Annotated in this window: 15 protein-coding genes; 13 read left to right on the forward strand and 2 right to left on the reverse strand. The window is 53.4% G+C overall.

Annotated elements, in window-relative coordinates:
• Positions 1-131: 131 nt before the first annotated feature.
• Entirely contained in the window at positions 132-1307 is a 1176-nt protein-coding gene (locus tag ACLQ3M_RS03120; RefSeq protein ID WP_411676250.1) for an HD domain-containing phosphohydrolase, read from the forward strand.
• Positions 1308-1358: 51 nt separating this feature from the next.
• Here ACLQ3M_RS03120 and ACLQ3M_RS03125 read toward each other — a convergent pair whose 3' ends face one another.
• Both ACLQ3M_RS03125 and ACLQ3M_RS03130 read right to left on the reverse strand, forming a co-directional pair.
• Positions 1359-1580: a hypothetical protein gene (locus tag ACLQ3M_RS03125; protein ID WP_411676251.1), complete on the reverse strand. Its 222-nt coding sequence runs from the start codon at positions 1578-1580 to the stop codon at positions 1359-1361.
• A gap of 44 nt (positions 1581-1624) precedes the next feature.
• Entirely contained in the window at positions 1625-2686 is a 1062-nt protein-coding gene (locus tag ACLQ3M_RS03130; protein WP_411676252.1) for a sporulation protein, read from the reverse strand.
• Between the two features lie 104 nt (positions 2687-2790).
• Here ACLQ3M_RS03130 and ACLQ3M_RS03135 point away from each other — a divergent pair, with 104 nt between their 5' ends.
• From ACLQ3M_RS03135 to ylxM, 12 genes are all read left to right on the forward strand, one after another.
• Positions 2791-3039, forward strand: coding sequence for a YabP/YqfC family sporulation protein (locus ACLQ3M_RS03135; protein ID WP_066647855.1), 249 nt, complete (start codon positions 2791-2793; stop codon positions 3037-3039).
• Between the two features lie 9 nt (positions 3040-3048).
• A complete protein-coding gene (locus ACLQ3M_RS03140; RefSeq protein WP_411676253.1) occupies positions 3049-4227 on the forward strand; it encodes a sporulation protein YqfD in 1179 nt (392 codons plus the stop codon).
• Positions 4228-4333: 106 nt separating this feature from the next.
• Positions 4334-5293 carry a PhoH family protein gene (locus tag ACLQ3M_RS03145; protein ID WP_411676254.1) on the forward strand — a complete coding sequence of 320 codons (960 nt, stop codon included), beginning with the start codon at positions 4334-4336 and terminating at the stop codon, positions 5291-5293.
• A 3-nt stretch (positions 5294-5296) separates the two neighbouring features.
• Entirely contained in the window at positions 5297-5806 is a 510-nt protein-coding gene (gene ybeY, locus ACLQ3M_RS03150) for an rRNA maturation RNase YbeY (RefSeq protein WP_411676255.1), read from the forward strand.
• Between the two features lie 2 nt (positions 5807-5808).
• Entirely contained in the window at positions 5809-6324 is a 516-nt protein-coding gene (locus ACLQ3M_RS03155) for a diacylglycerol kinase family protein (protein ID WP_411676256.1), read from the forward strand.
• Positions 6305-7228: a GTPase Era gene (era, locus tag ACLQ3M_RS03160; RefSeq protein ID WP_411676257.1), complete on the forward strand. Its 924-nt coding sequence runs from the start codon at positions 6305-6307 to the stop codon at positions 7226-7228. Before ACLQ3M_RS03155 ends, era begins: the two co-directional genes overlap by 20 nt.
• A 245-nt stretch (positions 7229-7473) precedes the next feature.
• Positions 7474-8238: a DNA repair protein RecO gene (gene recO, locus ACLQ3M_RS03165; protein WP_411676258.1), complete on the forward strand. Its 765-nt coding sequence runs from the start codon at positions 7474-7476 to the stop codon at positions 8236-8238.
• Between the two features lie 4 nt (positions 8239-8242).
• On the forward strand, positions 8243-8770 hold the full coding sequence (locus tag ACLQ3M_RS03170) for a GNAT family N-acetyltransferase (protein WP_411676259.1): 528 nt from the start codon (positions 8243-8245) through the stop codon (positions 8768-8770).
• Complete coding sequence (locus ACLQ3M_RS03175; RefSeq protein ID WP_411676260.1) at positions 8767-9171, forward strand: ACT domain-containing protein; 405 nt, start codon at positions 8767-8769, stop codon at positions 9169-9171. The genes ACLQ3M_RS03170 and ACLQ3M_RS03175 overlap by 4 nt, the downstream gene beginning before the upstream one ends.
• Positions 9164-11542, forward strand: a complete 2379-nt coding sequence (locus ACLQ3M_RS03180; protein ID WP_411676261.1) for an endonuclease MutS2 — start codon at positions 9164-9166, stop codon at positions 11540-11542. The genes ACLQ3M_RS03175 and ACLQ3M_RS03180 overlap by 8 nt, the downstream gene beginning before the upstream one ends.
• 73 nt (positions 11543-11615) lie before the next feature.
• A complete protein-coding gene (locus ACLQ3M_RS03185; RefSeq protein ID WP_411676262.1) occupies positions 11616-12275 on the forward strand; it encodes a hypothetical protein in 660 nt (219 codons plus the stop codon).
• Between the two features lie 85 nt (positions 12276-12360).
• Entirely contained in the window at positions 12361-12723 is a 363-nt protein-coding gene (gene ylxM / locus ACLQ3M_RS03190; protein ID WP_411676263.1) for a YlxM family DNA-binding protein, read from the forward strand.
• Positions 12724-12725 lie beyond the last annotated feature (2 nt).

Here is a 12725-nt window from a genome sequence, read left to right on the forward strand (position 1 = left end):
TCCAAAAAATCGGGTTAGTTTTTTTCCCATTTATTGCCGAATGCTGTCGTTTAATCTACATTGTGGAAATATCAAACCTGAAAAACTGTTATAATTACTTTAGCTATAAAAGATTTTAGGATGTTGAGATCATGCGAATAAATGTGAATGAATTTCTGATTTCTTTATCCAGAACGCTGGACTTCGCGGAGAAAGGGGTTCTTCGGAATAACTATAATCATGGAATGAGGGTAGCATATATCGCCGGCAGAATCGCGCTCGCGCTTTCCATGCCGGATGAAAATCTGTTTGATTTGATTTCATTTTCCCTGCTTCATGACAACGGGGTTATGAAGGCTTTGCTTGAGTCGCCGTCCCGTGAAAATTTCAATACGGAGACAAACCCCATGCATTGCGTGGAGGGCGAAAAGAATATTGCCGCATTTCCTTTTCTGAACCGGGAAAAGAACGTGATCCTGTATCATCATGAGCATTATGACGGAAGCGGTTTTTTCGGCGTTTCCGGAAGAGACATCCCCCTTTATTCCCGTGTGATTTCGCTCGCCGACCGTGTGGCGATCCGGTATGCGTACGGATATACGTCGGACACAATCATTGCTCAGATTAACCGGGAAGCGCGCATTTTTGATCCTGTCGTGCGCGAGGCATTTCTGGAGATGAGCAGATACATGGAGTTCTGGCTTGGGATGGACGATATGTTTGTTCAAAGCTCTCTGGTATCCATGCTGCCAAAGGTTTCCCGCGAACTTGATTTTCAAAAGATCAGAACAATTTCACAGATTTTCAGCAGCATCATCGATGCTAAATCCCCATTTACCGGCTCTCATTCCCGCGGGATCAGCGAAAAGGTCGGGATGATTTGTCAGTACTATGAGTTTGACGATACCACCTACTGGAAAATGAGGATTGCGGCCGACCTGCACGACCTTGGAAAACTTGCGGTGCCGAATGAGATTCTGGATAAACCGGGAAAGCTGGACGTAAAAGAGTTCCGCGTGATCCAGTCGCACCCTTATTACACCAGAAAGGTCCTTGAGATGATCAAGGGGTTTGAAGATATTACGGAATGGGCTTCCAACCACCACGAGAAGCTGAACGGGACGGGGTACCCGTACGGGCTCGGAGAAGACCGTCTGGATTTTAATTCGAGAATTCTTGCCTGCGTGGATATTTATCAGGCCCTGACGGAAGACAGACCCTACCGCCGGGGATTATCGCATGAGGACGCCATCCGTATTATGGAGGATATGGCGGGAAATCATTTGATTGAACCGGCCGTGGTGGAGGATATCAATTCAATTTTCTAGAAACTTAAAAAAGCCGTCCTTTCCAGCATCAGGAAAGGACGGCTTTCATTTCTATAGCTCAAATTCACCCGGGTCGTGTTTCTTTAGCGGCGGGGGCGCATAAGGCGCGCGAAGAAGAGGATCATATCGGAACGCGCGGCATGATCCGGGGTTTTCATCCTCGCCGGGCTGACGGCAGTCGCAGCTCTCCGCCGGTCCGGGGCCGTGGACGCAGTAACTGCAGTCCGGCTGAATGTCGTTTCCAAACAGCGGTTTCTTTTTTCGTCCGAACATCTTCATATCCCTCCGGTTTTCCGTTTGATAATGATTTCATTATATCATTCCTTTTCTGCGATTTCCATCCCTTTGTGAGGAATACTCAGCAGCAGAGCGGAGCAGAGAGCAAGGAGGGCGGCGGCAGCGGGAGGAGCGGCCGAAAGCGCGCCGCTGACAGGACCCGCGAAACTGCAGAAGACTGTCTCTGTTTCCGGGAATAAAAGCATCAGTCCCCAGGAAACGGCCGCGGAAAGAACCGCCTGGAAGAAACGGAACAGAACGAAACGCGCTTTGTTGATTTTCAGTTCCGTCAAGGTCGACAAAACCTGAAAATGAACACAGATTCCGCCCCAGCCGATGGCGGCGGAAAAGACCCAGGGGGGAACGCCCAGACGGGCCAGGTCAGAGCATCCGCCCGTTACCTCCAGCAAGGCGGAAAGAGCTGCCGAGCGGGCCGGGTCGGAACAGCTCATCCTGAGCAGGTTCATCAAAGCTGCGAACAAAATGACAAAACAGCACATGTTGATTGTGGAGTGAGCCGCATCGGCTGCGGATGTAATCAGGGCCTGGGATGCGCCGTATGCTTTTGCCCTTTTCCCGCCGCGCCCCGGCGCCTCTCTTTTGGCGGTCAGTCCGCTGCCGATGCCAAGCAGCAGAAAAACGATTCCCTGAGCGGCGAAAAGAACGGCGCCCGCCCGCGGGCTTTTTAAAAACCCTGCGCCGACGGCGGTGATCACAAAAGACGGGCCCGCGTTCACGCAAAACCCAAGCATACGCTCTGCCTGTTTTTGGCTGATTTCACCGTCTTCATAAAGGGAAGCGACAGAGCGGGCTCCGGCCGGGTACCCGCCGATCAGACTCATCAGCACGGTGGGGGCCGCGCTGCCCGGCAGGCGGAACAGCTTTTGGGTTGGGCCCTCGAAGATCCCGCTGATTTTTCGTGAAAGGCCGCTTTTAACAATAAAAACGGAAAGCACCATGAACGGGTAAAGGGAGGGAACAAGAACTTCCAGACAATAACCGATGCCGTTTTTTGCGCCCTGTGCCGCTTGTACCGGGAAAATCAGCAGCGCGCAGGCGGCGGTCAGCGTTGCGAGAAGCAGCGCTCCGGTTTTAATCCTCATGATAATGAATCACTCCCATCGTTTATGTATATGTGTCCCTGCGGATATTTACCCCTTTTTCCGCATAGCATTAGGTGTAATCACAACGGGAGCGGGGGATCACTTTGGGGAACAAAAACAATTTGCTGGCTCGCGCCGGACTCGGCATGCCAACTCATATGGAGATTAACGGGAATACGGAAGCTGTGGTGGACGGGTGCAGCGGTGTGCTGGAGTATGACTCGGACGTGGTTCGCATCCGTACGGGCAAACTGGTTGTCCGTTTCACCGGAAGAGGCCTGACGATCAAATGTCTGACCGCGGAATCTCTTGTGGTAACGGGTTTTTTTACGGGAATTGAATTTCTGGTCTGAGGTGTTGTGATGTTTTCGCTTCAAATTACCAGATGGATTCTGGGATATGTCCGTTTTTCGGTAATCGGCGGCAGTCCGGAACGCTTTTTCAGCTATTGCGCCAGGTCCGGGATTATTCTGTGGGACATCAGTTCCCGCAGTAACAGCGGAGCCTGCGTATCCGCCGGTCTGTACAGGAATCTTCGCTTTATGGCGCGCAAAGCCGGCTGCCGCCTTCGCGTCAGGGAGCGCCGGGGCATGCCGTTTCTGCTTCGAAGAACGCGCACCCACAGGGGGATTATCTGTGGCGCAGCCGCGTTTACCGTGATTCTGATTCTGCTTTCCCTGCATGTCTGGTGTATTGACGTCACGGGGAACTCCACCCTTGATTCAAAGGCACTGCTGTCGGCGCTTTCCAAAAACGGCCTCTATCCCGGGGCGAAAATCACAGACGTCAATACGAAAAAAATTGAACAAAAGCTGATGCTGATGTTTCCGAAGATCCGTTGGATGACCATTAATACGCAGGGCTGCACCATGCAGGTCTGTATTCAGGAAAAGACGGAGCGCCCGGAGATTGAACAGGAAAGCGGCGTCTGCAACGTGAAAGCGTCGTCGACGGGGCAAGTTGTCGCAATCCGGATTTTTGCAGGAACGGCGCAGGTTAAAAAAGGAGACGCCGTGGCAGAGGGACAGCTTTTGGTCAGCGGCGTGGTGGAAGACGAATTCGGCGGAAGCACCTTCGTTCATGCAAAGGCGGAAATCATCGCGGAAACTTCGCGCTCCTGCGAGTTCCGGATTCCGCTGCGGCAGAGCGTCCGGCAATCCACGGGCTCTAAGGCGGTTCGCAGAAGCCTGCGGCTGTTTGGGGCGAATATCCCGCTTACGCTGACCGGAAAGCCGAAGGGAGATTACGATGTTTCAGGAACACAAACGGATCTGAGGCTTTTCGGCACTCTTCTCCCCGTCAGCCTTTACGAGGAGGACTGGACCGGGATGTGCACTGTCCCCGTAACAGTCACAAGGCAGCAGGCTGTCGCCGAGGCGAAAAAAGATCTCGCCGAATATGAAAAAAATCTTCCTCAGGGCACAAAGATTTTAAGCTCCTCCGCGTCCGACAGGACGGAAAAGGAAACACTTATTTATTCCGTCACTCTGAAATGCGAGGAAAACATTGCAAAAGAGTCGGAAATATTAATAAAATCGTAATATAATTTTGTATATTTTATGGTGACGAAATCCTATAATTGTGCTATAATAAACTAAAATCTATCCGGCAGGAATTTTGTTCCTGCTTAGGGCTTTAGGTGATGGGATGTTTGAACAGAGGATCAATATAGACCGCATGGAGCAGGCTGTTGCACTGTTCGGCAGTTTTGATGAAAATATCAGGATTATAGAACAGGAGTACGGCGTTTCCATCGTCTACCGCGGCGGTGAAATGAAGGTTTCCGGCGAGCCGGACGGCGTGGGCAAAGCGGTCCGCGCGATCGAAAGCCTGCTGTCGCTGATTAACCGGGGAGAAGCGCTGAGCGAACAGAATGTCCGCTACTGCATTTCCCTTGTCAACGAGGGAAGTGAAAGCAAAATCGAAACTCTCGCCGGCGACTGCATCTGCATTACCTCCAAAGGAAAACCGGTCAAGGCGAAAACGTTAGGGCAAAAGCGCTATTGCCAGGCGATTCAAAGCCATACGATTACAATCGGCGTCGGGCCGGCGGGAACGGGGAAAACTTATCTTGCTGTGGCGCTTGCCGTCAAGGCGTTTCGCGCGCAGGAGGTTAATCGGATCATCCTGACCCGTCCGGCCGTGGAAGCCGGGGAAAAGCTGGGCTTTCTGCCCGGTGATTTACAGCAGAAGGTGGACCCTTATCTGCGTCCGCTCTACGATGCCCTTTTTGATATGCTGGGTGCCGAAACCTATCAGAAATATGTAGAGCGCGGCAACATTGAGGTCGCGCCTCTCGCCTATATGCGCGGCAGAACGCTTGACGACAGCTTCATCATTCTGGATGAGGCGCAGAACACGACGCCGGAACAGATGAAGATGTTTCTTACAAGGCTGGGTTTTAATTCCAAGATGGTGATCACCGGCGATATCACGCAAATCGACCTGCCGGACGGCAGAAAGTCGGGGCTGCGCGACGTCCTTCATATTCTGAAGGGCATTGATGATATTGCACAGATTCGTTTTTCAGAAAAAGACGTTGTGCGCCACCGTCTGGTGCAGGATATTATTAAAGCATATGAAAAAAATGAAGAAGCGGGGCGATAGAAGTTGGAAAAAATAAGAGTAATTATTGACAATAAACAGAAAGCGGTCAAAATACCGACCGGGCTGCGTATGCTGGTGCGCCGTTGCTGTAATGCCGTTCTGAAACTGGAAAAGTTCGAAGGCCCGGCGGAGATCAGCGTGATTTTTGTCGACAACGAGCAGATTCAGAAGCTGAACGCCCAGTATCGAAACAAGGATGCTGCGACGGATGTGCTTTCTTTCCCCATGGGGGAAAACGGAGTTTATGATGTTAACCATGCGACCGGCGCCAAAATTCTTGGGGATATTGTCCTTTCCATGGAAAAGGCGGTAGAACAAGCGGATCGTTACGGGCATTCTCTGGAGCGTGAGGTCGGTTACCTGACGGCGCACTCCATGCTGCACCTTTTGGGATACGATCACGAAAAGGGCGGTATTGCGCGGGTCCGTATGCGCGAAAAGGAAGAAGAAGTTATGATGCAGCTCGGTCTGCCGAGCACGGCCAGCTATGTTCTGGACGAGGATGAGGAATAGGATTGCGCTTTTTAAAGAGCTTTAAGTACGCGTTTCGCGGGATTGTTTACTGCATTAATAATGAGCGAAATATGCGGATACACACAGCAACAGCGCTGTATGTGTTTGTGTTTTCGTTTTTTTTTCATTTGACGCGGGCTGAATATGCCGTGCTGTTTTTAACCTTTGCTCAGGTTGTCGCGGCGGAGCTGTTTAATACGGTCGCGGAAGAATTGTGCGATTTGAACGCGGCAAGCTTCAACCCCGTTGTGCGCATCGTGAAGGACATGGCGTCCGGCGGAGTCCTCGTGTGCGCGGTGTTTTCCGTTGCGGTCGGCGTATGCCTCTTCTGGAAGCCAAATGTTTTCGCGCAGATCCTTTGGTATTTTACACAGCATCCGATTCTGTTTTTGCTGCTGCCTCTTTTCACGGCGGCGGCTGTCTTTTATATCGTGCTTGGACCGCTTGGAATCCGCGACCGTCTGCGGAGAAGAAAAAACGGAAATAGGGAGAGATTTTTTGGTGGAACAGGGAAGTAAAAAATCAGCGTTTATCGCGATTGTCGGAAGGCCGAACGTAGGCAAATCGTCGCTTTTGAACTCGATGCTCGGGCAAAAGATCGCGATTGTTTCACAAAAGCCGCAGACCACGCGCACACGTATTATGGGCGTCCTGACGGAGGAAGAAACGCAGACCGTTTTTATCGACACGCCCGGGCTGCTTCAGCCTCGCAATCGTCTTGGGGAATTTATGGTGCGTTCCGTTCTGGAATCCGTTTCCGGCGTGGACGCCTGTCTGCTGGTGGTGGAAGCGGGAAGAAAAACCTCCCGCTCCGCGCTGGAACTGGTCGACCGGTTCCGGTCGCAGAACATGCCGGCGATTCTGGCCATTAACAAAATCGACCTGCTGCAGGACAAGACTGCCCTGATGGAACAGATTGCGGGCGCGACCCGGCTTTATGACTTTGAGGCGGTGGTTCCCGTATCCGCGAAGACCGGCAGCGGAGTTGCGGACCTGAAAAAGGAGCTTTTTGCCCTGGCGGAGCCCGGAGAGCATTTCTTTGACGACGATACCCTGACCGATCAGCCGGAACGGGTGATCGCCTCTGAAATTGTGCGGGAAAAACTTCTTCGGCTTCTGAGCGCCGAGATTCCGCACGGAATCGGGGTTGTGGTCGAACGGATGGCGGAACGGCCGGACCGCGGCGGGATTACCGACATCACCGCAACCATTTACTGTGAGCGCGAATCTCATAAGGCGATCATCATTGGCAAAAGCGGGGATATGCTCAAGCGGGTCGGCACCTATGCGCGCGAGGATATGGAGCAGTTTTTCGGCTGCAAGGTGAATTTGCAGCTCTGGGTAAAAGTGAAGGAAAACTGGCGCAACCGCCAGTCCGCGCTGCGGATGATGGGCTACGACTCCTCCGGATTCGACGCCTGACAAATTTTTTAGAAAGCACATTTTTCTTGAAAATTGTGTCATTTTATGGGGTAAATTCATTTATTTACCGCTCATAGATACTGACGAAAGGCAAATACTTTGAATAGTATCATAAAAAGGAGCGGTAATCTTGGATAAGAAGACAGCATGGGATAGTTTCCAACATACGGGAAGTGTCAAGGATTACTTGATCTACAGCCAGCTTCGTCAGGTTGACGAGGAGGAACAGTTGCAGGAGGACCGGAATGAGGACGGACGCCGAGGGCTTGGTTATCATGGAGAAATGCGTGGGTGACAGCGATCGGCTGATCACCGTTCTCACCAAAGAAAAAGGGGTTTTGCGGGCTTTTGTCCAGCGGCCGGGCCGGGCCAAAAACGGCAGGCTTTCAGCGACAAGGCTTTTCAGTTACTCCCGCTTCACAATTTTTGAGGGGCGGGATAAATACATAATCGACGACGCCCGGCCGATCGAAGTGTTTTTTGACCTTCGAAAGGATATCGAGCGTCTTTCGCTTGCCCAATATTTCTGTGAGCTTTCCCTTGCTCTTGCTCCGCAGGATTCGCCCGCCGGGGAATATCTCCGCCTGGTTCTCAACGCGCTTTATTTTCTTGGCCGCGGGGACCGGCCCGCGCGCATCATCAAATCGGTCGTGGAAATGCGCATGCTGGCTCTTTCGGGCTATCAGCCCGATCTGGTCGGGTGTTCGGAATGCGGGAAGTTTGAATCGGACATTATGTATTTCCTTCCGGTTTCCGGCAGAATTGTCTGCGGAGAATGCGGCTGTCCTCGCGGGGAAACGTCTGTTCGACTGGGGCGCGGCGCAATGGCGGGACTGCGGCATACGATTTACGCGGGACTGGAAAAAGCCTTTTCCTTCACGCTCTCTCCGCAGGGAACGGAAGAATTGGGGCGAGCCGCGGAAGCCTATGTCCTCAGCACGCTGAGCCGAAGTTTTGCCACTTTGGACTTTTATCACGCAACGGCCGGGGACACCGGGTGGAAAGGGTAAAAAGATGGAACGGAGAGAGGACCTGAAGATCCGTTTGGCGGAGCAGGCGGATTTTTCAGAGATTTTATCGCTTTATGCCGGCGCGATGCGGAAAATGCGCGAAGAAGGCATCGACCAGTGGGACGAATTTTACCCGCATGAAACAGATTTGCTGCAAGACGTTGAGCGGGGTGAAATGCTGCTTTTGACAATGGACGGGAAACCGGTTTCCGCAGCTGTGCTGAACGCGGAGCAATCGCCCGAATATGAAGCGGTCGAGTGGCATATTGGTAGAGTGGACCCGCCTGGAGTGATTCACCGCCTTTGCGTCAGCGCGCAGGGACAGGGGAAAGGTTTGGGAAGGCAGACCCTGAAGGCTGCCGAACACTGGGCGCGCGAACTTGGGTACCGCTACATACGACTCGACACCTTTACAAAAAATCCGCAGGCAATCAAATTATATGAATCTGCGGGTTATCAGAGGGCTGGAAATGTAACATATCGCAAAGGGCTTTTTCTCTGCTACGAAAAACTTCTGGATGGTGAAGGATGAAACTGGAACTGATAAAAGGTGAATTTACAGTCTGCAAGATCCTAAATGCAAAGGATGCTTCTCTTTCCGGAAATTTTGTATCCGTTACAAAGACAAAGGATGAAATTTCATTGGTTTGTCCGACTGAGAATGTGCCGGAGCATTGCGCGGTCAGAGAAGACGGTTGGGCTTGTGTGAAAGCGGCCGGCCCTCTCGATTTTTCTTTGATCGGAATTTTGGCGAGGATTTCCGCGATTTTAGCAGAGAATAAAATCAGTATTTTCGCGGTTTCTACCTTTGATACGGATTATATTCTGATGAAGGATGAAAAGCTGAACCAAGCCGTTGCGGCTCTTCGGGAAAATGGTTACGAGTTCTCTGCGCAGCGGCCTGTAAGGGAGGAAAAACAAATACATGCCTAGTGAAGGAATACAAAAGCACGCGCGGGCTCTGGAGCTCGATAAGATATTAAAGCTGCTTGCGTCCAGAACCGCGTGCGACGACGCGGCGCGGATTGCGGAAAATCTGGTGCCGTCAACATCCCCGGATGAAGTCGGAAGGCTTTTGCAGGAAACCGACGACGCTTATGTGATGATGGCCCGTTTTGGGGCCCCGCCGTTCGGCGGGCTTACCGACGTGACGAATTCCCTGCGAAGGGCTCAGGCCGGAGGAATGCTGACCATGGCGGAGTTGCTGAGGGTTTCCGGGCTTCTGCGCACGCTGAGGGCCGTTGTGGAATGGCGAAGCAAAAGCGAAGGAGTGAAAAGCTGCCTGGATGACCGGTTCTCCATGCTGATGCCGAATCAGTATCTGGAAAACCGCATCAGTCAGGCGATTTTATCGGAAGAGGAAATGGCGGACGGCGCTTCACAGGCGCTTTCCGCAATCCGCAGAAAAATCCGAAACGCGTCCTCCAAAGCGCGAGAGGTTCTCGACAGGATGATCCGGTCCGCGTCCTATCAGAAATATCTTCAGGACCCGATCGTCACCATCCGCGGGGGGCGTTTCGTCGTTCCGGTCAGGGCCGAATACCGCAATGAAGTGCCCGGCCTTGTACACGACACATCCGCCAGCGGCTCCACTTTGTTTGTGGAACCATTGAGCGCCGTCGAATTAAACAATCAGGTACGGGTGCTTCAGTCGGAGGAAAAAAAGGAGATCGAGCGGATTCTCTCGGAGCTTTCCGCGGAAGCCGGGGGATTCGCCGACACCATCCTCCGCGGGTATCACACGGCGGTGGAACTCAACGTAATCTTTGCCAAAGCGGACCTCGCTTACCGGATGAAGGCGACGATGCCGAAGGTGAACGACCGGGGGCGGATCGTGCTGAAAAAGGCCCGCCATCCGCTGATCAACCCCAAGGCCGTGGTACCGACGGATATTGAGCTTGGGATACGGTTCGACACTCTTGTGATTACCGGGCCGAACACGGGCGGCAAGACGGTTTCGCTGAAAACGGTCGGCCTGCTTACCCTGATGGCCATGTGCGGACTGATGATCCCCACCGCGGAGGACAGCGAGATTTCCGTTTTTCAGCAGGTCCTTGCAGACATCGGGGACGAACAGAGTATTGAGCAGTCTCTGTCAACCTTTTCCGCGCATATGACAAATATCATACAGATCATGAAGCGGGCGGGGCCGGGCAGCCTGATTCTTCTGGACGAACTCGGCGCGGGAACGGACCCCGTGGAGGGCGCGGCGCTAGCGGAGGCAATCTTGGAAGCCCTTCGCGCGAAGGGCGCCAGAATCGCGGCGACCACGCACTACGCGGAGCTGAAAGCCTATGCCCTGCAAACGCGGGGGGTGGAAAACGCCTCCTGTGAATTCAATGTTGAGACCCTTCGGCCCACCTACCGCCTGCTGATCGGCGTTCCGGGGCGTTCCAACGCGTTTGCCATTTCGCTTCGCCTTGGAATGGAGAATCCGGTTGTCGAACGGGCGAAAGACCTTGTTTCTCAGGAAAACACAAGATTTGAGGATGTGGTGCAGACTCTGGAATCCAGCCGCCAGAAGCTGGAGGGTGAGCGCGAAGAAGCGCGGCAAGCACGGGTTCGGGCGGAAGAAATGCGCCGTCAGGCGGAGGAAAAGTTGGAACAGGTCCAAAAGGAAGCGGACGGCGAATTGGAGAAAGCGCGGGAAAAAGCGGCCCAGCTGGTCGCAAGGACCCGCGCGCAGGCCGACTCTATTCTGAACGAGTTGGAAGAAGTGAAAAAGCAGCGGAACAAGGCGCTGACCGCGGAACAAAAGGCGAGGATGAACGCCGGCATGAGGGAACTGGAAAACGGAGCCGACCCGGTCCGCGAAAAGGGAAACGGAGACTATGTCCTTCCGCGTCCGCTCAAAGCGGGCGATGCCGTGCTGATTTTTGATCTCGATAAAAAAGGTACGGTAATCCGTCCGCCCGAAGGGGATTCCGGTGAAGCGCTGATTCAGGCCGGTATTCTCCAGACGCGCGTTCCTGTCTCGAACCTCCGGCTTCTGCGGGAAAAACCGCAGCGCACGCCGGTTGGCAGGGTAACCCGGAACGTGACGTCCCGCGCGACGGCGAAAGTGACGACGGAATGCGACCTGAGAGGGCAGGCTGCGGACGAGGCGGTCATGAATCTGGACCGATTCCTTGATTCCGCGCTGCTCAGCGGGGTCGACCAGCTGACCGTGATTCACGGCAAGGGCACCGGCACGCTGAGAGCCGCCGTGCAGCAGCACCTGAAGAATCATCCGAGCGTCAGAAGCTACCGGCTCGGCACGTTCGGAGAGGGTGAGTCCGGCGTAACGATTGTGGAACTCAAATAACGCAGAACAGAAAAAGCGCAGACGTTAAACCGAAGCGGCCCATTTGAATGTTATTATGATGGGAGGGAAAACCATGCAGCCAAAACACATGCGGGGAAAAAGCGCGGGGAGCAGAGTCCTGACGGGGGCTCTCTCGGTTCTTGTCGTACTGTTGGGAGCCTTGTGCATTCTCAGCTGGATGATTTTGAACGATCCGAACGCGGGAACCTCTATGCCGCAGCCGTCGGACGCGGCGGTTTCCAAGGTGATTTCGGCCTCCGTTGCAGGCAAAGAGGTCAGCCTGACGCCGGAGGAAGTAAGCGGCTGGCTGAATTTTCTGATCCAAAAGGATAAAAACGCGCAAAGCGGCTCGGTATTTACGGCTGTTTCCGTCACGGCGGGAGAGGACGGCACGGCGGAGGTCTATGCCCCTGTGCGCTACGGCGGCAAAACGTTCGGCGTTCTGATGAACGTGTCCCCTTCGTTCGATCAGGCGTCGGAGCAGATGAAGTTTGCCGTCAACTCGGTGCGCGTTGGGCGGCTGCCTGTTCCTGTCGGCTTTGCCATGGATTACCTGGAGAAAGGACTGCCGTCCCTTCTTGCCCGCAAGGACAACACGCTGGCCTGCAATACGGCCTCCCTGTTTCGCGTGGATTACTCCGGTGCGTCCGCGCAGCTCAGGATGACCCAGATGAAACTGCTGAATCAGCTTTTTGTTCTTCAATTCACAATCCAGCTGGGGCTCACCGGGTGAAATATCCCTTGACAGCCCCTTGGTTTTATAGTATAATCATTGCTTGTAAAGAGAAATAACTTTACACCGTAACGGAGGCGGTCAGATGGCGAAGAATTTGAATATTTCGCTTCTGCTCGATTTTTACGGTTCAATGCTGACCGAGAAACAGAGGCGGATCGTCGAGTATTATTACGACGACGATCTGTCCCTTTCCGAAATCGCGGAAAACGAAGGCATCACCCGTCAGGGCGTGCGCGACTTTGTCAAGCGCTCCGAAGGGCTGCTCCTTGAAATGGAGCAAAAGCTCGGCCTTGTCCGCAGATTCCGCGAAATGATGGACGGTCTTCAGAAAATCGACGAGGCGGCGGGCCGCATCCGGGAATATAACGAACACTATATTTATGCGCGGGAAATTGATGAAAGCGCAAAGCAGATTTTGGAAATTACCCGCAGGCTCTGCGAATAGGA

Source organism: Caproicibacter sp., assembly GCF_046707225.1.
In the GTDB taxonomy this organism is placed as follows: Bacteria; Bacillota; Clostridia; order Oscillospirales; family Acutalibacteraceae; genus Caproicibacter.